Annotated in this window: 18 protein-coding genes; 8 read left to right on the top strand and 10 right to left on the bottom strand. The window is 52.6% G+C overall.

Translation table 11 applies throughout. The features are described from left to right. Nucleotides 1–87: 87 nt before the first annotated feature. Together MHH78_RS28720 and MHH78_RS28715 are read left to right on the top strand one after the other, a co-directional pair. On the top strand, nucleotides 88–2,466 hold the full coding sequence (locus MHH78_RS28720; RefSeq protein ID WP_341169658.1) for an ABC transporter ATP-binding protein/permease: 2,379 nt from the start codon (nucleotides 88–90) through the stop codon (nucleotides 2,464–2,466). Between the two features lie 194 nt (nucleotides 2,467–2,660). Further along, a complete protein-coding gene (locus tag MHH78_RS28715; RefSeq protein WP_341169657.1) occupies nucleotides 2,661–3,002 on the top strand; it encodes a hypothetical protein in 342 nt (113 codons plus the stop codon). Between the two features lie 44 nt (nucleotides 3,003–3,046). Here MHH78_RS28715 and MHH78_RS28710 read toward each other — a convergent pair whose 3' ends face one another. Further along, the gene (locus MHH78_RS28710; protein WP_341169656.1) at nucleotides 3,047–3,337 is read right to left on the bottom strand and encodes a hypothetical protein; all 291 of its coding nucleotides are present in this window, start codon (nucleotides 3,335–3,337) and stop codon (nucleotides 3,047–3,049) included. A 232-nt stretch (nucleotides 3,338–3,569) separates the two neighbouring features. On the opposite strand from MHH78_RS28710, the gene MHH78_RS28705 reads away from it, so the two are divergent. The 3 genes from MHH78_RS28705 to MHH78_RS28695 all read left to right on the top strand — a co-directional run bounded on the left by MHH78_RS28705 (nucleotide 3,570) and on the right by MHH78_RS28695 (nucleotide 5,745). Further along, a complete protein-coding gene (locus tag MHH78_RS28705) occupies nucleotides 3,570–4,397 on the top strand; it encodes a metallophosphoesterase family protein (protein ID WP_341169655.1) in 828 nt (275 codons plus the stop codon). A gap of 139 nt (nucleotides 4,398–4,536) precedes the next feature. Continuing rightward, nucleotides 4,537–5,013 carry a VOC family protein gene (locus MHH78_RS28700; protein ID WP_341169654.1) on the top strand — a complete coding sequence of 159 codons (477 nt, stop codon included), beginning with the start codon at nucleotides 4,537–4,539 and terminating at the stop codon, nucleotides 5,011–5,013. A gap of 33 nt (nucleotides 5,014–5,046) precedes the next feature. Beyond that, the gene (locus MHH78_RS28695; protein ID WP_076076464.1) at nucleotides 5,047–5,745 is read left to right on the top strand and encodes an SDR family NAD(P)-dependent oxidoreductase; all 699 of its coding nucleotides are present in this window, start codon (nucleotides 5,047–5,049) and stop codon (nucleotides 5,743–5,745) included. A gap of 24 nt (nucleotides 5,746–5,769) precedes the next feature. On the opposite strand, the gene MHH78_RS28690 is transcribed toward MHH78_RS28695, so the two are convergent. Beyond that, the gene (locus MHH78_RS28690; protein WP_341169653.1) at nucleotides 5,770–6,981 is read right to left on the bottom strand and encodes a sugar efflux transporter; all 1,212 of its coding nucleotides are present in this window, start codon (nucleotides 6,979–6,981) and stop codon (nucleotides 5,770–5,772) included. Nucleotides 6,982–7,257: 276 nt separating this feature from the next. On the opposite strand from MHH78_RS28690, the gene MHH78_RS28685 reads away from it, so the two are divergent. After that, nucleotides 7,258–10,080 carry a glycoside hydrolase family 3 C-terminal domain-containing protein gene (locus MHH78_RS28685; RefSeq protein ID WP_341169652.1) on the top strand — a complete coding sequence of 941 codons (2,823 nt, stop codon included), beginning with the start codon at nucleotides 7,258–7,260 and terminating at the stop codon, nucleotides 10,078–10,080. A gap of 170 nt (nucleotides 10,081–10,250) precedes the next feature. Here the strand turns inward: MHH78_RS28685 and MHH78_RS28680 are convergent, their stop codons facing one another. Beyond that, nucleotides 10,251–10,640 carry a hypothetical protein gene (locus tag MHH78_RS28680; protein WP_341169651.1) on the bottom strand — a complete coding sequence of 130 codons (390 nt, stop codon included), beginning with the start codon at nucleotides 10,638–10,640 and terminating at the stop codon, nucleotides 10,251–10,253. Between the two features lie 27 nt (nucleotides 10,641–10,667). Further along, nucleotides 10,668–11,579, bottom strand: coding sequence for a helix-turn-helix transcriptional regulator (locus MHH78_RS28675; protein ID WP_341169650.1), 912 nt, complete (start codon nucleotides 11,577–11,579; stop codon nucleotides 10,668–10,670). Nucleotides 11,580–11,761: 182 nt separating this feature from the next. On the opposite strand from MHH78_RS28675, the gene MHH78_RS28670 reads away from it, so the two are divergent. Next, a complete protein-coding gene (locus tag MHH78_RS28670) occupies nucleotides 11,762–14,899 on the top strand; it encodes an alpha-mannosidase (protein WP_341169649.1) in 3,138 nt (1,045 codons plus the stop codon). A gap of 16 nt (nucleotides 14,900–14,915) precedes the next feature. Continuing rightward, on the top strand, nucleotides 14,916–16,055 hold the full coding sequence (locus tag MHH78_RS28665; protein WP_341169648.1) for a glycoside hydrolase family 88/105 protein: 1,140 nt from the start codon (nucleotides 14,916–14,918) through the stop codon (nucleotides 16,053–16,055). Nucleotides 16,056–16,536: 481 nt separating this feature from the next. Here the strand turns inward: MHH78_RS28665 and MHH78_RS28660 are convergent, their stop codons facing one another. From MHH78_RS28660 to MHH78_RS28635, 6 genes are all read right to left on the bottom strand, one after another. Beyond that, nucleotides 16,537–16,911, bottom strand: coding sequence for a hypothetical protein (locus tag MHH78_RS28660; protein ID WP_341169647.1), 375 nt, complete (start codon nucleotides 16,909–16,911; stop codon nucleotides 16,537–16,539). Continuing rightward, the gene (locus MHH78_RS28655) at nucleotides 16,892–17,821 is read right to left on the bottom strand and encodes a phosphotransferase enzyme family protein (protein ID WP_341169646.1); all 930 of its coding nucleotides are present in this window, start codon (nucleotides 17,819–17,821) and stop codon (nucleotides 16,892–16,894) included. The genes MHH78_RS28660 and MHH78_RS28655 overlap by 20 nt, the downstream gene beginning before the upstream one ends. Before the next feature lie 74 nt (nucleotides 17,822–17,895). Further along, nucleotides 17,896–18,348, bottom strand: a complete 453-nt coding sequence (locus tag MHH78_RS28650) for a GNAT family N-acetyltransferase (RefSeq protein WP_341169645.1) — start codon at nucleotides 18,346–18,348, stop codon at nucleotides 17,896–17,898. Nucleotides 18,349–18,386: 38 nt separating this feature from the next. Further along, nucleotides 18,387–18,842 (bottom strand): DinB family protein, encoded by a 456-nt coding sequence (locus tag MHH78_RS28645; protein ID WP_076076437.1) that lies wholly within the window; start codon nucleotides 18,840–18,842, stop codon nucleotides 18,387–18,389. Nucleotides 18,843–18,901: 59 nt separating this feature from the next. After that, complete coding sequence (locus tag MHH78_RS28640) at nucleotides 18,902–19,480, bottom strand: hypothetical protein (RefSeq protein ID WP_209875179.1); 579 nt, start codon at nucleotides 19,478–19,480, stop codon at nucleotides 18,902–18,904. A gap of 4 nt (nucleotides 19,481–19,484) precedes the next feature. After that, nucleotides 19,485–20,009 carry a GrpB family protein gene (locus tag MHH78_RS28635; RefSeq protein ID WP_341169644.1) on the bottom strand — a complete coding sequence of 175 codons (525 nt, stop codon included), beginning with the start codon at nucleotides 20,007–20,009 and terminating at the stop codon, nucleotides 19,485–19,487. Nucleotides 20,010–20,420 lie beyond the last annotated feature (411 nt).

Genomic DNA, 20,420 nt, shown 5'->3' with positions numbered 1-20,420 from the left:
GGACGATTATACTGGGGAACAGCAGGACAGGAAGTGCGTCGCACCTACAGAGAATAAGAGTATAGGAATGGAAAGGGAGACTGGACAATGCTGCAATTAAAAAACATTACCAAGAGCTATAAGACCGGCGAATTCACTCAAGTTGCACTGGATAAAGTAAATCTCAATTTCAGAGAAAGTGAGTTCGTTGCGATTCTGGGCCAGAGCGGCTCAGGCAAGACCACGCTGCTTAATATCGTCGGCGGACTGGATCAGTATGACAGCGGAGAGCTGATCATTAACGGCCAATCGACGGAGCGCTTCAAGGACAGCGAGTGGGATGCGTATCGCAATAACAGTGTCGGCTTTATTTTTCAGAGCTATAATCTGATCTCGCACTTAAGCATCACGGACAACGTGGAGATGGGGATGACACTCAGCGGGGTATCTTCAGCCGAGAAGCACCGCAAGGCGCTGGAGGTACTGGAGAAGGTCGGACTTAAGGATCATGTGCACAAAAAGCCGAACCAGCTCTCAGGCGGACAGATGCAGCGTGTGGCGATTGCCCGTGCGCTCGCGAACAATCCGGATATTATCCTGGCCGATGAGCCTACCGGAGCTCTGGATTCGGAGACCAGTGAGCAGATCATGGAGCTGATCAAGTCGATTGCCGAGGATAAGCTCGTCATCATGGTTACCCATAATCCTGAACTGGCAGAGAACTATGCAGACCGCGTAATCCGCTTCTCGGATGGTCATGCGATCTCGGACAGCAATCCGCTGCCTACACAGAAGACCTCAAGTGCGTATAAGCTGAAGCAGACAAGCATGAGCTTTTTCACAGCCCTGAAATTATCCGGCAAAAACATTGCCACCAAGAAATGGCGCACGGGGTTGACCGCTTTTGCCTCCAGTATCGGAATTATCGGTATTGCCCTGATCCTGTCCCTGTCCAATGGCTTCGACAAACAGATCAGCTCCTATGAAACCGGGGCCTTATCCAACTTCCCGATCTCCATCAACCAGACGGCAATGAATTTGCAGAATGCAGGTCCTCCAGGGCAGGAAACAACGGAGCTCCCCTCCTATCCGGCTGAGAAAAAGCTGTATCCATACGACCCTACGGTGAATTCAGCCATCCACACGAACGTGCTGACCAAGGAATATATCGAGTACCTTGACGGAATCGATCCCAAGCTGATTGACGGCGTCTCTTACACCCGTACCGTGAATATGAACTGGCTGGTGAAGAATGGGGACAAGGCGTCGGTTCTGGATAAAAGCAAGATCACAGTAGCACCGTATCCAAGCAAACAGGGCAGTGCCTCGGGCAGCTATCTGGAGCAATACTATGATCTGCTGGAGGGGAAATTCCCGACAGAGAAGACGGATCTTGTGCTGATCGTGGATCAGTACAACCGTCTGACCGATGGAGCAGTGAATGCGCTTGGACTGGATTATGAAGCAAAGAGTATCAATCTGAGTGATCTGGTCGGAACTCCGCTCAAGCTGGTCATGAACAATGATTATTATAAGCAAAATGGTGAACAGTTTGTAGTCAATGCAACCGGAGGAAATCTGAAAGACCTCTACAACAGCCCTAAGGCAGTAACACTTAATATTGTCGGTGTGCTGCGCGCACAGGAGGGGTCGACAATCTCAACGCTGTCGCCCGGCCTGGTCTACTCCGATGAATTGGCAGCCTCCTTCATTGCAGATGCACAGAAATCGGAAATTGTACTCGCACAAGAGAAATCCGATATCAATGTATTGACGGGGCAAGCCTTGTCGGAGGGGGTCGCAGGCGGAGGCTCCGGTACCGGAATGGGCGAGATGCCGCTAGTGAACGCCGGGATGGCAGCGGCAGCCAGCATGTCGTCCATGACGAAGGAGAATGCCCTTGCAGCGCTGGGGGCCACGGATATTCCAAGCGCAGTCTCGCTGTATCCGATTGATTTCAGCGCCAAGGAATCTGTAACGGCTTATCTCGATAAGTGGAATGAAGGGAAGGCTGCCGAAGCTCAGGTACAGTACACCGACCTTGCAGCTATTGTCACCAACATTTCCGGCGGAATTATGGACGGGATTACGATGGTGCTGATTGCTTTTGCGGCGATTTCCCTGGTGGTCTCCCTGATCATGATTGCGATCATTACGTATATCTCCGTGATGGAACGTACGAAGGAGATCGGCGTACTGCGTGCACTGGGTGCCCGTAAGAAGGATATCACGCGGGTGTTCAATGCCGAGACCTTCATTATCGGAGCATGCTCGGGGATTCTGGGCATCGGCATCACTTATCTGCTGACCATCCCTGTCAATGCAGTCCTCTACAACCTGACGGAGCTGAAAAATGTCGCCCAGCTGAATCCGCTCCACGCGCTCGTTCTTGGTGTCATCAGCGTCCTGCTCACTATGCTGGGCGGAGCTATTCCGGCCAAGATGGCGGCGAAGAAGGACCCGGTGACTGCCCTGCGCAGTGAATAACCAGCCGTAGTCCAGATCAGCCAGACTGAAATAACGAAATAACAAAGAACCAAGAACCAAGGGAATCCGTTCCTTTGGTTCTTTCTGTATTTAATTTCCGCATGATAAATTGTCATAGATCACAGACATACAGGGATATTGTGGGATAAAATAACAGGAAATAGAGATTTAATCATGTATCCAGGAGGGATTAAATGAAGACCAGAGGCAAGTTGCAGGTCATCGCGGGTTTTCTTATGCTGGCGCTAATTATTACCTTGCACGATGTGCTGGAGAATCAGACTCTGAGAATCGTATTATCGATCACTGTAGCGGTAGCCGCTGCTTATTTTCTTTCCAAAATCAGTTCTCCGAAGCAGGTATCCGGCAGAACGATGACGGTAGCGTTAGTATCACTGCTGATATTCACTTGCGCATACCATATCTTTTTGTCCATAGTTCTGGAGCAGAGTATATTCGCTAATGGCTTTTGGATGTTCTTATGTGTAATTTATTTGTTAATCTGGATGCGTGCCCGGCTAAGTCCCTCAAGATAAAAGCAGCCGCTTGCATTGGAAGCAGCCGGAGCAGCAGTCTGGGATTACTCCGCAGAAGGCAGCTGGGCGCGCAGCGTTTTCTTTTTGTTAATCTCCTTGGACAGCTCTAACTGCTGCTGGGAGATTTTTTTGAGCTCAGCCTGCAGCTTGGTGATACGGCTCATTTTACTGCTGAGGGAGCTTGGGGATGAGCTTAGCTTACAGTCTTTTTCCAGCTGGTTGATCTTGAGCTTGGTCTTGCGGGTCTTCTTCTGCAGCTCTGTCATACCGGCTTCCATCTCTGCGATCTCCTGGTTTAAACGATCCAGCACCGGTTTTGTGAAATTAATAGCCATTCGGGCACCTCTTACTTTTATTAATATAATAAGCAGTCAGGATATCATTGTACTATAAGCGCTACGTATATGCGAGGGTGAACTAGCACGTCCAGCTGAGGCGCTTCGCCTGATTTCCTGAAGGCTCTAATCTGGATTCACAGGTCCAAGAGCAGCCAATTCCTCCCGCATATAAATAGTAGAGACTACTATGTATTCTGAAGCTATTTTTGATGAGGTGGGGTGGTGCGAGATGAAGAGACAGGCAAGACCGGCACGGAAGCGGGTGCTTCGCGCCAAGCGGCAGGCTGTACCCGGAGTGAAGCGCAGAATCAAGGTGCAGACAGTTGAATTTGCGGTGTTTGGTGACAGTCATGTGGGATATAGTAACAGCTTGAGCATCTTTAAGAGTCTTTTGCCTAAGGCAGTGAGCAGCGGGAACAAACGGTTTATCATCTTCGGGGGAGATAACACCCAAGCGGGGGCGGATCACGGGAATAACGCCGGGACGTACTATAAGGAATTCAAGGACACCGTTACCAGTACGCTGGGAAGCATCCCTTATAAGGCTTCTATTGGAAATTGGGAGGCCAGCACACGGTCGTTGTTCACTCAATACTTGGGGGCGGTGTCCGGACAGATGAATTTCCCGGGAACGCAGGGCAAGGTGAGATATGTATGGCTGGATTGCGCACTGGGCCAGTTCACGCCGGCCAGCCTCAATCTGCTGCGTAATCTGGATGACAGGTATTTCTATATTATTGATTTCCACTGGCCGCTCCGGGTACAGGGCATTACGGTGGATTCCAGCCATGTGCTCAGCGCGGCCGAGACCTCCAAATTCTTCACAGCCATTCCGGCAAAAGCCAGAGAGAAGGTGCTGGCAATCTTCACACATCATGGTCACAAATTCTACCGGAAGCTGAATAACATCTATCCGGGGTACACGAAGACCAAATTCTTCGTCACCGGCTGCTCCGGGGACTACAAATGCAAGCCCGGCGGGAATATGGGCTATTATAACGCCACATTAACCAGCAGCGGATCAGGCTATAAAGTCGAGGCTTTTATTGCCCACTAAGCTTATTAGACGGAGCATAACTGAGGAGAATGTCTTCAAGGACATTCTCTTTTGTCTTTTGCTGCCTTATGAGAACTTGACAGCCCTTTCACAGGTTGGGTATGGTTGTCTGGTCAGCAGATAAAGGAGGCAGAACAGAATGTCAGGATTACTTGGGAATCACTTCATGACACAGATTGGGATTCTGGTTCACGATATCGAGAAGGTGAGTCAGGCGTATGCAGACTTTTTCGGACTGGACAAGCCTCAGATCAGCATCACGGACACGGCAGACATTGCCCGGACGGAGTATAACGGCAAAGGGACCGGGGCGCGGGCGAAGCTTGCTTTCTTTGACATGGGGTCTCTGCAACTGGAACTGATTGAACCGGATCACGAGCCGAGCACCTGGCGGGATTACCTGAATGAGCACGGGGAAGGGGTTCACCATATTGCGTTCGTGGTCGAAGGCATGAAGGACAAGATCATGCTGCTCGAAGGCAAGGGATTCCCGCTCCAGCAAAAGGGCGAGTATACCGGCGGACGGTATGCTTACATGGATACGTTCAAGGAATTGAAGGTAGTGTTGGAATTGCTGGAGAATGACAACGATAACAGTAATAATAAGGATCAGTAATATAAATAGAATTCAGACGGGAGGAATTATACAATGAATATTCTGATTACAGGGGCGGGACGCGGACTGGGCCTTGAGCTGGCGGCGGCTGCGCTGGAGCGTGGACATGCTGTTATTGCCGGGGTACGGGATCTGACGCGCGGGCAGGCAGCCTTAGCTGATCTGGCGGCAGTACACGGGGATAAGCTGACTCTAGTGACGCTTGATGTGACGGACGAGGCCGGAATAGCAGCACTTGCCGCCAGCCTGACAGAGCAGGCCCGGACACTCGGCGTCATCATCAATAATGCCGCAGTGCTGAATGCCACGGACACCCCGCTTGAAGAGCTGGATATGGAAGAGATGCAGCATGCCATGGACATCAATCTGTACGGGCCGATGCGGGTGGTCAAGCACCTTCTGCCTCTGCTGACAGGGCCGGATGCTTCGATCATCAATATCTCATCAGAGGCAGGCAGTATCACCAATGCTTACCCGGGCAGCTATCCGTATACGATCTCCAAGACCGCGCTCAATATGTTCACGCAGAAGCTCCATGTCACGCTGAAGGACCGCGGCATCCATGTGCTCAGCGTCCATCCCGGCTGGATGCCTACGGATATGGGCGGAGCTAAGGCACCGCTTCACCCGCGTACCAGTGCCGAAGGCATTCTGGACCTGATCGGGCAGAGGGCCGAGCCGTCCGGCCATTTCAGATTCGTGGATTACACAGGTAAGGATATGGATATCTAGCTACCATGCCCGGCACTTCACCTGTCAAGAGGCGAGTGGAGTTGTAATGTTCTCGTCTGGAGAGCGGCGGGGCCAGAGCAGCAATCCCAGGGAGCAGACTACCAGCACTACGCAGAGCAGGTAGGAATGGCGGTATCCTAACCACTGGGCTGCGGCTCCTCCCGCCAGGCTTCCGGCCAGTCTGCCGATGGTTGTAGCATTGGTGTACAGTGTGGAGGCATAGCCGGGAAGGTCCGGCAGCAGATCCTGAATATAGCTGATGCCAATTGCAGAGATCACAGCGACAAAAAAAGCCAGCAGCACCTGTCCGGCGATGAGCTGCCACAGCTCACCTACTCCGATCACCAGCGCATAATAGATTCCTCCCATTACCATGCCCCAGCCCAGCAGAACTTTGCTGTCGTATTTGGCTGACAGCAGCCCCAGCACCAGCATGAACGGAATTTCCATTAACGCACAGATACTGGCTACCGAAGCAACATTCTGTGTAGTGCCTCCCAGCGTATTGACAATGAACAAGGAGATATTCAGATTATTGGCCCAGTGTCCGGTATAGAGCAGGGTCAGGATGAGAAAAGGAACCAGTACCCTGGCATTCCGTTGCAGCCCGGACGGCTGCTGGATACGCCTGTGGATCTGCTGCTTAGCGGCTGGAGGCCGTACGAAGCTGAACACCAGTAGGGCATTGATCAGGAAGATCAGTGTCGTCGTTGAGAAAATCCCCTGAAATCCGAAGCGGCTCAGGAGTGCGGCTCCTACCAGTGGACCGCTGATGAAGCCAAGGGAGAACATCGAGCGCAGGGCCGAGTTAGCCAAGGCATGATCAGGAGAGCTGCTGGCGCTCACAGCTTCTCTGGCACTGGCGAATAATTGCGGCATCGCCGGGGCGCCGGCTGCGGTGAATATTGTCATATAGGCCAGCAGCGGGTAGAAGTCATGGATGAATATGTATCCGGCAAAAGCAACTGCGTTGAACATCATACAGATCACCATCAGCCTGCGGCGGTTCAGTCCGGCGTCGGAGCGTTTGGCAATGAACATGCTTAAGGCTACTCCGCTAAGGAGGGTCACCGCTGTAAATATTCCGAAGGTTCCGGCGGATACGCCAAGTTCTTCGGTGAAGTAGACCGCCAGGAACGGAGCGCTGATAGAGATGGCCATTCCCTGGAACAGCATGCAGAGCAGGAATATAGGATAGCTTGGAATGAGGAGCAGAGCATAGGTTCTTTTGAGCATAGAGTGTGTGAACTTCCTTTCAGCATCGCTTGTAGTCTTCTGTTTGATTTAATTATAGTATAACGTCAATAGCATGTGATGTGTCTGATTAGCATCTATACCATACGGAATCCCTAATAATGAACTGATTTTTGGGCCAATTGTTCAGGTGTTATTGTCAGGGAGAATCTTCTAAGATGGAAGAGGATAGGACAGCCGGGCTGTGCGGACGGAAGAGGATGCTCGGTTTGGCTGGAGATGAAACCGTTATCATGAAGAATGAAGGAGAGATTACATATGGACGCTGCTACGTATCCTTTTAGACAAAATGAATTGCCATTAGATGAACGTGTTCAGGATCTGCTCTCCCGGCTGACGCTGGCGGAGAAGGTCAGTCTGATGCCGCAATATCAGGCTGAAATTGAACGGCTGGGTGTAGGCGGTTACAAGCATGGGACGGAGGGCGCGCACGGGATCTCCTGGCTGGGCAAAGCCACCTCGTACCCGCAGCCAAGCGGCCTCGCCTGTACCTGGAACCCGGCGCTGCTGCAGAGAATCGGCTCGGCGATCGGGGATGAGGCCAGAGCCTTTTATCGCAAGAATCCCACTATTAACGGCTTGACTCTCTGGGCACCGACTGTGGATATGGAACGGGACCCGCGCTGGGGGAGAACAGAGGAAGCCTACGGGGAAGACCCTGAGCTGACAGGCCGGCTGAGTACAGCGCTTGTCCAGGGAATTCAAGGAGATCATCCGGTGTATTTGAAAGCGGTAGCAACCCTGAAGCATTTCCTCGGGAACAATAATGAGATCGACCGGGGCGTGGCTTCGTCCAGCATTGACCCGCGCAATATGCGCGAATATTATCTGGAAGCGTTCAAGCCTGCCTTCAAGGAAGGCGGCGCACAATCCATGATGACCGCCTACAATTCGGTGAACGGCGTGCCGGTTATCCTCCATCCGGCTGTGATGGAGATTGTGAAAGGCGAATGGGAGATGGACGGCTTCATTGTCAGCGATGCCGGAGACCTGTTCGGGATTGTGAAGGACCATAAGTATTATGATTCCTTCGCCCAGTCCATGGCGGAATCCATTAAGAATGGCATTGACAGTGTAACCGAAGAGACAGAGGAGACCATTAAGGTTATTCACGAGGCGCTCCGTGAAGGACTGCTGACCGAGGCGGATCTGGACCGCGCGCTGGCGAACACCTTCCGCGTCCGCTTCCGGCTCGGAGAGTTCGACCCGGAGGAAGGTAATCCGTATACGAAGATAGACGACTCGGCAATTCTCAGCAAAGCGCATGGCGAGCTGTCGCTCGAAGCCGCGAAGGAATCCATCGTGCTGCTGAAGAACGATAACGCAGCCCTTCCGCTGAATGCAGCCGCGCTCTCCAAGGTGGCTGTAATCGGCACGCTGGGGGACGAAGCATTCAGAGACTGGTATTCCGGTACGCTGCCATATGCGGTGACCCCTTTGCAGGGAATCATCAAGAAGCTGGCAGGTAAGCAGGTCACCTTCGAGAGCGGGGATGACCGGATCATTCTGACCTCCGCTGCCAGCGGACAAGCGGTGGGGTTAACAGGTGAGGACGGACGGCTCGCAGTGCTGCATGATCAGCCGGAGCGGGGAGAGATGTTCCGCCATACGGCGTGGGGCTGGACCGCTCATACCCTTGAATCTGCCAGCAGGGGACAATATGTTACCCTGACAGATGCCGGCACACTGACCGCTTCCGCTGATGAAATCTATGGCTGGTATGTGAAGGAATCGCTGAATCTGGTCCCGGAGGGGGAAGGCACCGTCAGCTTGCGGACCTGGAACAATCAGCCGCTCGTTATCAGTGCTGAGGACGGAACCATTCGCGCTGCTGAAGAACAAATGTCTGCCGAAGCAGCCCAATTCCATAAGAAAGTTGTCGTGAACGGCGTAGAAGCAGCAGCAGAAGCGGCTCGGGCTGCTGAGGCTGCCGTCGTATTCGTCGGTAACCATCCGCTCTTGAACGGCAAGGAGGAGATTGACCGGCCGGATATCGTACTGCCCGCAGAGCAGGAGAATCTGGTCAAGGCTGTCTATGCCGCCAACCCGAACACCGTTGTAGTGATCGTCGGCAGCTATCCGATTTCCTCCACCTGGATCGACGAGCATATTCCGGCCGTGCTGTACACCTCGCACAGCGGACAGGAGCTGGGCCATGCAGTCGCAGATGTCCTGTTCGGCGATTACAGCCCGTCCGGCAAGCTGAATATGACCTGGTACCGCAGCGTCAGCCAGCTGCCTGAATTCATGGACTACGATATTATCCGGGGCAAGAGAACCTACATGTACTTCGACGGTGAACCACTCTATCCGTTCGGTCACGGTCTTAGCTATGCGCAGGTGAACTATAACAAGCTGTCGCTGGCGTCGGAGGAAGTGCAGCAGGACGGTAATATCAGTCTGACCGTAGAGCTTGAGAACAGCGGCAGCGTTGACGGTGACGAGGTAGTCCAGCTGTATGTCCAGTGCTTGTCCACCCGGATCAAACGGCCGCTTAAGCAGCTGAAGAGGTTCGACAAAATCCGGCTGGCTGCCGGACACAAGCAGACGGTCACATTCACCTTACCGGCCGCTGAACTCTCCTTCTGGGACGTCAGCCGCGAACAGTACTGTGTGGAGGATGGGGAATACATGCTAATGGCAGGCCGTTCCTCGGGAGATATCCGGCTGTCAGCCACCATCAGGTTGCATGGCGAGACAGTTCCGCCACGTGATCTGTATACGCCAGTGAAGGCTGAGAATTACGATGATTACGATAGCGTCTTCCTTGATGAATGCAAGGCCGGCGGCGCTGCGGTGCATCCGGTGAAGGAAGGGGCATGGATCGCCTTCCATAATGTCCGGTTTGCAGAGGGTGCAGCAGGCGTCGAGATGCTTATATCCTCCGTCAAGGGAGGTATGGTTGAAGTCCGGACCGGCAGCCCGTCCGGCAAGCTGGCGGCTACCGTTACAGTTCCGTCCGGCGGCGTTCAGCAGTGGCACAGCCAGTCCGCTATAGCGAGTGTGGATGCAGGGACCACAGATGTATATCTTGTCTTGCGGGGTGAGGTTCTGCTCAGCCGGGTGCAGTTTACGGTGTAAAGTCAGCCCTGATTCTGTTCAAATGTAAATCTCTCGCTGAAACGGTACCGTCCTTTAAAAGGACGGCAAAGCCGTTTCCACTTGTCCAACATGCAAGAAGCTAACAGAGCAGCGTTTCTCCTGTAACGGGAGAAGCGCTGCTCTGCTGTGTATCCGGTCCCCGGATAAGTCTAGCTTAATTCATCCGTCACATCTGACCAGGTGGAATAAGCAGGCAGCTTCTGCAAGCCCCAATAATCCAGAAGCATACGGATCACGCTGTCCCTGTCAGTCATCTCCCGGGAGAAATGCCTGAAGGATCCGTCTGAATAGCCGAGGCGCAATTCAACGACGATGCTGCGGGGAGTATGGCGGACAGGGGCGGCCTGCATATACAGACTTCCCTCTACCGGCGTACTGGGATCAATGACGATGAAATCATCCGGATCTTCGGCGAAGCCGTTAACGATATCGGTGATAAGGTAGGCTTCAATCACGTAGTTTGCATAGGTTTCATATTGGGTGCTGATTGTATACGTGACACCGCTGCTGTTATCTTTGCTGGAGTTTAGCGTTTCCATGTTCCATTCTCCTCCTCGATATTTATTTCAGTACGAACTCAAAGACGAAGCCCCGCCAGACAACCCCTGCGTCTTGCGGAACGCGGACGGAGACATGCCGCTCTGCTTATTAAAGATGCGGTTGAACTGGGAAAAGCTGTTGAAGCCGCATTGTCCGGCGATATCGGAGATCTTGTGCCGGGTATGGAGCAGGAGCTGCTGGGCTTTGCGGACGCGGGTCATCTGGATGTACCCGGTCAAGGTGAAGCCGGTGACGGTTCTGAACTGGTGCGATAAATAATAAGGGCTGATATAGAATTCCTTGGAGATTGAATTCAAGGACAACTCACTGCCGTAATGGCTGTGAATGTGGGCGGTGATTGAATAGATTTTTTGCATCATGGCATTGCCGATCTCTTCCAGCACGTACGCATTCTTGTCATTCTGCTGGGACAGACTGCACAGAAACTGCTGGAACAGACTGTGAATCAGCACAGGGTTCAGCGGTGAAGCGCTGCGGGAACAGTTGAAAATAGCATTGAGCGGCTCGAACACGGCACTGCGCGGGCCTCCGGTGAACCGGTAGATCGGAACCTCCTCGGAGAATGGCTGCAGCATTGCATTGTAAGCGGTCTCAAATCCGGGTATATTCCTGGGCAGGTTGAAGTTGATAATTAGCCGCTTATGCGGCGGGCCTGCGGGATACTGGGTCATATGCAGCCGGTACGGAGCAAGCAGAACAATGTCATATTGCTGCAGGGCATGTACATTACCTTCAATAATATGAGTAGCGCTGGAATCCAGCAGAATATGAATCTCATAAAAGTCATGATCGTGCTGAAACTCCATATTGATGTCGTGAGAGCGCTGATCGTAGTCGAAATAGTAAAAGAGCGGATCAGCCGGGGTATTGATACGTATGCTATATCCTTGGTCATATAACAGGTCGCTGTCAAGCATAGCCTCTCTCCTCACCGTTGCCGTTTACTATAGAAGTCCAAGCCGTTTCCACCTGTATATTATAGGCCCAAAAAAGCAAAATATGCAATGAATAGGGCCGAATACAGCAAGAGTAGGGTAGTTTTTGGAGTGGAAGGTTTGCTATAGTGACCATATGAAAGCGGATACAGGGAGTGATAGAGATGTTATTCACAGAAGAAAAGCTGATCAAACGCCAGGCCGAAGTGGAAAAGTATAGATATCTTAAGGTTCAGGAGCTTACTGAGTTCGCGTTCGCTGAGGATGAGGAAGGGGCTAACGTTGTGTACCCGGAGTCGGTGTCCTTTGATGGCATCATCAGGCTTCATGAGCATTGGCGCGGGCGGGACCGTTACATCTGGCTGCGCACAGAGATCGTGCTGCCGCCTAGTCAGGCAGGCTTCAAAATTGCCGGCAGATTTGATTTTGGCAAAACAGGGGACTTCAATAACTCCGGCTTCGAATCGCTGCTGTTCGTGAACGGATCGCCTTATCAGGGCGTAGATAACAACCATAGAGAAGTAATATTCGGCGATGAATGGGGCGGACAGACGGTAGAGCTGGCCTTCCGGCTATGGTCGGGGCTTGAGGGCGGCGGGCTGCCCAGAATTCAGGAGCACCGGCTCAGCGAAGCGTTCATCGGCTATCTGGACGAGAGCATTGATGATCTGTTCTATATGTCGAAGGCAGCGCTCGACACCTTCCGTTATCTTGGCAGAGACCAGCCGGAGAAGCAGTGGCTGCTTAGAGCGCTGAATGAAGCCTTCCGTCTGATCGACTGGTCGGAGCCGGGCTCGCCAGAGCATACTGCTTCGCTGTATAAGGCAGGCGCCAGTCTGAATCAGGCGATAGAGGCGATGCCGCAGACTTTTGACGTAACGCTTACAGCTGTGGGTCATACCCATATTGATGTTGCCTGGCTGTGGAGGCTGAAGCATACCCGTGAAAAGACAGCCCGTTCCTTCTCCACCGTACTGAAGCTGATGGAGGAGTTCCCGGAGTACCAGTTCCTGCAGACGCAGCCTCAATTGTACGCATATCTGGAGCAGGATTATCCGGAGTTGTTCGGACGAATCACGGAGAAGGTGAAGGAAGGACGCTGGGAAGCAGAGGGAGCCATGTGGCTGGAGTCGGATTGTAATATCCCGTCCGGTGAGTCGCTGGTCCGCCAGATTATGCTGGGCAAACGCTATCTCCGTGAACAATTCGGCGTAGAGAGCAAGTACCTGTGGCTGCCGGATGTCTTTGGATACAGCTGGGCGTTGCCGCAGATTCTGCGCAAATCGGGCATCGACACGTTCATGACGACCAAAATCAGCTGGAATCAGTTCAACCGGATGCCGCATGACACCTTCTGGTGGCGGGGGATGGACGGCTCGGAGGTGCTGACGCATTTCATCACGACCTCTGAGAAGGATGGGGCGGAATACACGTATAACGGCCGGATGACGGCGGGGCTGCTGCGCGGGATCTGGAATTCCTATCAGGATAAGGAGATCAATGATCACCTGATGTTTGCATACGGCTGGGGTGACGGAGGCGGCGGGCCGACGCGGGAGATGCTGGAGCTTCGCCGGCGCTTCGACAAGCTTCCGGGCATTCCGAAGATTGAGATGGGCAGTGCCGGGGAATATTTCACCGGGCTGCATGAACGGATCGGGAAGGCGGAGTCGTTCGTACACACCTGGAACGGGGAGCTGTATTTCGAATGCCACCGGGGGACGTATACCTCACAAGCCCGCAACAAGAAATATAACCGCCGCCTGGAGCTGCTGCTGCGCGATGCCGAGTGGCTGCATACGCTGACGGGTGTAAGACAGGGGAATCTTGAAACCGCTTATCCTGCGGCTGAACTGACCGGAATCTGGGAGATTCTGCTGCGCAACCAGTTCCATGACATCATTCCCGGTTCGTCGATCGCTGAGGTCTATGAGGACAGTGATGCTGAATATGCAGAAGGCGAAGCGCGCTCACTAGCTCTGATTAACGGAGTGGCCCAAGAAGAAGAGGCTGACAGCAGGTTTACTCTGATGAACAGCTCGAACTGGAACCGCCCGCGTTATGCGCTGCTTGCTGTAGGTGCTGCAGATTCTGCACAGGTTCATGACGCTGACGGGAACCGGCTATGGCAGCAGCGGACAGCAGACGGGGAAGTATTGGTCTATGTTCCGTCTGTGCCTGCACTGGGCACGGCGGTGCTGAAGGTAGTTCACGGGCAAGCAGGCAAGGCTCCTCAGGAGTCACAGGTTCAGCCGCTTGCAGCCGTATCCGGCAACACGCTGAGCACACCGCTTGTGGAAGTGGTGTGGAATGAGCAGGGGCATTTCACTTCAATGATCGACCGGAAGAGCGGCCGTGAGCTGCTGGCGCCAGGGCAGCGGGGGAATGTACTACAGGTGTTCGAGGATAAGCCGCTGGATTTTGAAGCGTGGGATATCGATATTTTCTACCAGGAAAAGATGACTGAGATCACTCAGCTGACCGGATGTGAGCTGACCGAGAACGGCCCGCTGCGGGCGGTGCTGCGCTTGACCTGGACCTATCACCGCACAGCGGTTACCCAGGATATCATCTTCTACCGCGATACCGTGCGGATTGACTTCCGTACAGAACTCGACTGGCACGGACATAACCAGCTGCTGAAGGTGGCTTTCCCGGTGGATATTCATGCGCTGGAAGCTACCTATGATATTCAGTTCGGTAACGTGAAGCGTCCTACACACTGGAATACGAGCTGGGATTACGCCCGCTTCGAAACAGTAGGCCACCAGTGGGCGGATATCAGCGAGAAGGGGTATGGCATAGCGCTGCTGAATGACTGCAAATACGGATATGACATCAAGGACAGCGTGCTCCGGCTGACGCTGCTGAAATCGGCGGTTCATCCCGATCCGCAGCAGGATCAGGGGCACCATGAATTTACGTATGCCCTGTACCCGCATACCGGTGATTTCGTCGAAGGCAGGGTGGTCCAGGAGGCGTGGGAGCTGAATAATCCGCTTCGCAGTGTGGCAGGTGAGCTGGAAGGGCCCCCGCTGCTCTATATTGATGGTGAGCATGTGACAGTGGATGCTATCAAACGTTCGGAGGACGGCAAGGATGTGGTGCTGCGGCTGCATGAGTACGCCGGTTCCCGGACGCAGATAACTGTAGACAGTGCTTACTCTATAGCCTCCTGGCAGGAATGCAACCTGATGGAGGAGCCGCTGGGAGACTGGAAGGAAGAAGAGCAGCTGAGCTTCCAGGTGAAGCCGTATGAGATCAGAACGTTCAGAATCAAGCTGCGCGGGGCGCAGAGCTGAGAGGAGAGAGGCTAGGATGGGAGCAGGAGAGAAGCAAGCGGTGCCGGTTAGCTGTGTGAGCAAGGAAGAGGTTATGCAGAAGCTGGACCTGGTCACGAATAAGCTGCTGAAGCTGGGCCGGCCGGATAATGAAGCGGAATTGCAGAACCTGGGGGAAGACGCGGGACGCCGGGGGTATTTTGCCAGAGATTTCGGGATGGAAGAATGGGATTGGCCGCAGGGTGTGGGGCTGTATGGCCTGCAAAAGCTTGACCGGCATTTCGGGGACGGCCGTTATGCGGAATACACCAAGCCGTGGATGGCCCGGCAGCTTACGAAGGGACTACCCAGCCGGAATATTAATACGACTGCCCCGCTGCTCTCGCTGATGGAGCTGGAAGAGGCCGGAGAGCTGAGTCTCGAATGGATAGAATGGCTGATGCACGGCCTGCCGCGGACGCTGGAGCAAGGCTATCAGCATGTGACTACGGGGACTCAGAAGCATGAGGTCTCGCTCCATGAGAACGAGATCTGGATTGATACGCTGTTCATGGCGATTCTGTTCACTGCCAAAATGGGTGTGAAGTACGACAACCCGCAGTGGCGCGAGACCTCGCTGCATCAGCTGCTGCTGCATATTAAATATCTGTATGACAAAAAAAACGGCTTCTTCTTCCATGGCTGGCATTTTGCAGAGCGCCACAACTTCAGCGAAGCCTTCTGGTGCCGCGGCAACGGCTGGTTCGCGCTCGGTCTGCCGGAATATCTGGAGCTGATGCGGCCCTATCTGACAGACGGAGTCTTCAACTATCTCCAGCAGACATTGCAGGCCCAGGCCGAAGCCCTGCTCGCATGTCAGAGCGAGGACGGATTATGGCATACCCTGCTGGATGATCCCGGCAGCTATACCGAGACTTCGGGTTCGGCTGCGATTGCCGCAGGTATCCTGAACGGTGTGCGCCGGGGACTGCTCCCGGAGGCCTATAGCGAACCGGCTCTGCAGGCAATCCGTGCCATCCTGGACAGAATTGACGGCGAAGGCACAGTGCTCGGCGTGTCCGGCGGTACTCCCATCGGCGCAGCCAAGGAGGACTACAAAGGGATCATCATTGCCCCGATGGCCTACGGCCAGGCGATGGCGCTGGTCGCGCTGGGTGAAGCGCTGCATTACTGCTGAGGCGGAAACTCTGCTTAGGCGAGAAGAGTCGAAACAGGAAGTGGGCAGGTGACAGAAGCCAGCGGATCAGACAAGCGGCGGCCAAGGACGAATCGTCCTCGGCTGCCGCTTTTTTTTGCATAGGAAACTATCGTTTCCTCCTGCAGTGGATAAGGTGTGTGTAAATTTGTGGATAAGAGTTCTTAGAGTGATTCGTAGGGTAACTGTGTTGCTGAAGGTATGCGAAAAACCGAATGCAATCGGCTGGTACAGCAGCGCCGCATAGCCCGAATGTATGTGGAAAACAGCATACGTTGTGCTCACATACCGGCGCATGGCCCGAATGTATGTGGAAAACAGCATACATTGTGCTCACATGCAGGCGTATGTCCTGAATGTATGCGAAAAACAGCATACATTGTGTTCGCAAGCAGGCATATGGCCCGAATGAATGCGAAAAACAGCATACATTGTGCAGGCACAGAGAATAGGTCTGATTTCATCAAGTATCCAAACCGTGGTCCTCATCAATGCACCAGCCGAATTCGTCGGCAATGGCCATCGCCAGACCGGTTATGGCATGTTCGAGCTGCTCATCCATCATCGCCGGCAGAATGACCTCGACCAGGTTCACCGCTTCAATCCCCTCCAGGATGTAGTAAGCATAACTGCCATCCGAATTTGCGGAGATTCCCTTTACCCCGATATGCGCTCCATGGAGCGCCTTGGAGAAAGATAGAGGACCGATTTTTTCAAACCTCATCGTACTAATAAAAAACCGCTCCAGTACCTCCGTCCTTACAGTCTTGGCGTAGCCCGCAGAATGAATACTGATATAGTCATACACCTCACTCACCTCACGTATGCATATACTCAATCTTGCTTCTGTACAGATTTAGAATGCGCACCTGCTCCTCGCTGAGCTCCTCGAAGTTCCAATACATATGCATCAGGTTGTACTCAAACAGCTCTTTCAGTCTCATAAACAGCGGCAGCTGTCTGGACATCTCGGCGGAGAGGGAATGCTCTTCCTTATATCCGTCCGTGATTGCCTTAGTTATCGCACGCTTATAGTCTATGAGGTTCTGTCCGCCCGCAAACGAGAACTCCAGGGCAGAGTAGATAGGCACCGCCAGATCATAGACGTAATAATGCCGCTCGCAATCCTGCCAGTCAATCATCGTCAGCGCAGAGTCACTGTCCACAAGCGTATTGTTCAGCCACAGGTCGCCGTGGATGATGCCGTAGTTCGCCTCATCCTTCGGCAGCATGCGGACCTGCTTGAGCACATCCTTCGCAATATCCCGTATGGCCCTCTCTTCTGCAGGAATAGACTTGAGAAAATCATATTCATCGTTATCATACCAATGCGGAATCGGCTGGGCCGCTTCAGAGTGCTGGTATTCTTTGCTCACCTGATGCATTCTGCCTATCTGCTGTCCAAGGGTTCTGAATATGGTTTTGTCCCATTTGGCCCGGGGCAAATGAATTCCGGCTGCTGCCTGGAACAAGACTACGCACTTCTCTTCTTCATTCATCAGCAGGGTGCTGACAACTGAATCCTGTATTGTAGGTATAACCTCAGGCACCCGTACGCCCCGATTGAACAGATAAGTAGTCCAGTTCACTTCAGCTAATTGTTCTTCATAGGTCTTATAATTCGTGATTCGGGCGAAGAATGTCCCCTTCTCCGAGTGGCAACGGTACATTTCATTGGTGACGGCCTCCATACTGGAGAGTTGAACCGGATAGGTATTATTGAGGAATTGCAATATTTGTGCTTGCATAAGATGCGTTACCTCCCGCGGTAATTTCTGCACTGCATTAACATTGGTGAAGCTGTTCCGTATCCGAGAATGACTTACAGATCTTGAGACAGTCGGATCATATCCACCACCTGCATCCCGTTCTCATAGATTTCTTCACTATAATGTCTGATGAAAAAGTCCCTGTCTATCCCGGTGATCCGGAAGCCGCATTTCTGATACAACGCAAGCTGGCAGATACTAGAGTTGCCTGTGCCGATCTCCAGCGTTTTGAATCTGAGCCGCTTAGCCTCCTGAATCGCGTGATTCACCAGTTGCTTCCCGATTCCCTGCCCCTGGAACTCCTCATTCACTGCAATATTGACCAGCTCGGCAGTCTCCGGTCTTGTAGGCAGTAACACATAGACTCCGACCACTTGTTGATCCGCCTCAGCAACGAAGCATTGCCCTCTTGCCACATAGTCTTCAACCAGCTTCGGGGAAGGGTCCGCCAATAAGAGTAATCCGGTTGGTGGTTGTTCACCCGTATGTAATGCTCTGATCTCCATTTCTTGCATTCGCTCCTTGTTCATTAATAGTTGCGAGGTTAAAGCCTTGAGAATGCGATGTAGTCAACAGGGGCAGGCTCTGCCGATTCCATCCGAAGGGCCCGGTTGATCTGTCCCCGGTGATATTGCCCATGTAAAAGCACCTGCAGCAGGATGTCCCGGACGGAGGTCTGGAACGAGGTTCCATTTTGGCTGCTGTAGCTAATCATCTGATCCAGCACAGATTCTTCCAGCTTGCCGATATAGCTGCGGTATTGCTCAGCATTCTCTTCGAACAGTTGCCGGATTGTCGTCAGGTCTTCCGCTTCTTCCCATAATGCGTATTGTGTGCTGCCCTTACCCTGCAAGCGCGACAGCCAGACTTGCTCCGCCACCGCCACATGCCGCACCAGCTTCAGCAGCTCCGCGTCCTTCGTGTGACTCGCTTCAAGTGCATCCAAAATCCGTCCGTCCGCCCAGTACAGATGGTCCATCATGCGCAGGATTGTCTTCATTGGAGTTCCTCCTTAGAGTTTTTTAGCTTATTTCCACTCATTCAGCCTATACAGAAAAGCTATTTAGGTAAGCTCCATGAATGAATTAGGGTCCCGTTCTTTTCCAATTGGCTGTAACGTATAGCATTCCTGTTCTTGAGTTCATCAAACAACTGATAATAGTCCCGTTCCAAGGCTTCCCAATCGCTATAATGTCCATTCCCCGCCGATTCTCCGCTTGGACAGCTGACATTGGTCTCATTGTACAGGATGCCATGGGAAGTTTGCCATTCAGGCAGGATGTCCTTCCATTCTCCATATACATGCCCCCGCCACTGCTCCCCTAAAGCCGACCGTAACAGATTCTTATTCACAGGATCAACTCCCCTGAACATCTCCAGTCCGGCAGGACCAAGATCCATGAAGAGGTTCCCGCAATTGGAGCACTGGTAAGCGGATTTGAACAGTCTAGTGATTAAGGATCTAATCCTCATAGCAGCTTCTTCCTTATCCCGCGGTGTCGGACCCGATTTCTCAATAGCATCGTCAATCTCATCCATAAGATCATCCTGATCCTGGTCCGCAAGGAAGTATCCTTTATAGGGCAAATAATCCGTATTGTCGTGGATTCGGTGTCCGCATTCACATCTGAAATTCATCGGCTCACCTCGCATCAGAACGCAGGCTTGCGTACCAGGAAAGCGCCTGTTGTTCCATCGAGCTCACAAATGCTTTTTTGGCCGGGCCGTACTGGCTGGTATCCTCGAAGCGATCCGCTAATTCTTGTTTGAACTGACTGTATCTTGCCGCTTCCGACGGATGGGCTCTTAAATAATCTCTGAACACGAGATGCCGTTCAATCTGAGGGTTGTCTGCCTGATAACAATGAATATGATGCGTCCTTGCCTCTCCGCCCTTGCGGAATAGCCTTCTGCCGGGAATTCCCCATTCTCCACCTGCATCATATCCGAGCAGAGTCATCTTATCGTTGTACGAGTCGATTTTGCCTATGTCTTTTACAATACACATCATATCAATCACGGGTTTAGCTTTTAAACCGGGCACTGAGGTGCTGCCAAAATGCTCAAAACGTACGATTTCATCCGCAAATATTGTAGTTAAAAACGAAGCTTCCTCTTGGTAACGGTTAACCCAGTCCGGATTATAATCGCTTAGTCTAACTTTCATGAAAAATCCTCCTACGATACAGTTACTACAGGATCATCCTCTGTGTCGAGATTAACGCCCATCTCTGTTAAGACCGCAGCGACCTCCGCCGGCAGGGTGCGTATAGGTCTATACCACTCACAGCGGCTCCCCCGGATGCTGGATAAAAAACACTAATTACAAATCTGGATTTCCCCTCATTACTCCCGCGTTATCCTACTCATCGAGTATAGTGGCTAGAGTGACCGCCAGGATTATTGGAATTAACATTGCAATTGTGCTGATTATTATAGCGATTAAGGATTTCTTTCTATCAGCCTTCATTTGTTGCAAACTCAAAGCTATACTAATGATTCCAAAGACAACACCAATCAGCGACGAGATGAACATGCCTCCAGTTAAGGCAATGAAACTAAGAATAAGTGCTATATT

Origin of the sequence: Paenibacillus sp. FSL H3-0333, assembly GCF_038002805.1 — a bacterium.
In the GTDB taxonomy this organism is placed as follows: Bacteria; Bacillota; Bacilli; order Paenibacillales; family Paenibacillaceae; genus Paenibacillus_AQ; species Paenibacillus_AQ silagei.
The sequence above is the reverse complement of the archived record's forward strand: the minus strand, read 5'-3'. Positions and strand labels throughout refer to the sequence as shown.

Bases quoted from the DNA above. Each gene is read 5' to 3' on its own strand.
- MHH78_RS28720 (WP_341169658.1), top strand. From the start codon at position 88: ATGCTGCAATTAAAAAACATTACCAAGAGCTATAAGACCGGCGAATTC.
- MHH78_RS28715 (WP_341169657.1), top strand. From the start codon at position 2,661: ATGAAGACCAGAGGCAAGTTGCAGGTCATCGCGGGTTTTCTTATGCTG.
- MHH78_RS28710 (WP_341169656.1), bottom strand. From the start codon at position 3,337: ATGGCTATTAATTTCACAAAACCGGTGCTGGATCGTTTAAACCAGGAG.
- MHH78_RS28705 (WP_341169655.1), top strand. From the start codon at position 3,570: ATGAAGAGACAGGCAAGACCGGCACGGAAGCGGGTGCTTCGCGCCAAG.
- MHH78_RS28700 (WP_341169654.1), top strand. From the start codon at position 4,537: ATGTCAGGATTACTTGGGAATCACTTCATGACACAGATTGGGATTCTG.
- MHH78_RS28695 (WP_076076464.1), top strand. From the start codon at position 5,047: ATGAATATTCTGATTACAGGGGCGGGACGCGGACTGGGCCTTGAGCTG.
- MHH78_RS28690 (WP_341169653.1), bottom strand. From the start codon at position 6,981: ATGCTCAAAAGAACCTATGCTCTGCTCCTCATTCCAAGCTATCCTATA.
- MHH78_RS28685 (WP_341169652.1), top strand. From the start codon at position 7,258: ATGGACGCTGCTACGTATCCTTTTAGACAAAATGAATTGCCATTAGAT.
- MHH78_RS28680 (WP_341169651.1), bottom strand. From the start codon at position 10,640: ATGGAAACGCTAAACTCCAGCAAAGATAACAGCAGCGGTGTCACGTAT.
- MHH78_RS28675 (WP_341169650.1), bottom strand. From the start codon at position 11,579: ATGCTTGACAGCGACCTGTTATATGACCAAGGATATAGCATACGTATC.
- MHH78_RS28670 (WP_341169649.1), top strand. From the start codon at position 11,762: ATGTTATTCACAGAAGAAAAGCTGATCAAACGCCAGGCCGAAGTGGAA.
- MHH78_RS28665 (WP_341169648.1), top strand. From the start codon at position 14,916: ATGGGAGCAGGAGAGAAGCAAGCGGTGCCGGTTAGCTGTGTGAGCAAG.
- MHH78_RS28655 (WP_341169646.1), bottom strand. From the start codon at position 17,821: ATGCAAGCACAAATATTGCAATTCCTCAATAATACCTATCCGGTTCAA.
- MHH78_RS28650 (WP_341169645.1), bottom strand. From the start codon at position 18,348: ATGGAGATCAGAGCATTACATACGGGTGAACAACCACCAACCGGATTA.
- MHH78_RS28645 (WP_076076437.1), bottom strand. From the start codon at position 18,842: ATGAAGACAATCCTGCGCATGATGGACCATCTGTACTGGGCGGACGGA.
- MHH78_RS28640 (WP_209875179.1), bottom strand. From the start codon at position 19,480: ATGAATTTCAGATGTGAATGCGGACACCGAATCCACGACAATACGGAT.
- MHH78_RS28635 (WP_341169644.1), bottom strand. From the start codon at position 20,009: ATGAAAGTTAGACTAAGCGATTATAATCCGGACTGGGTTAACCGTTAC.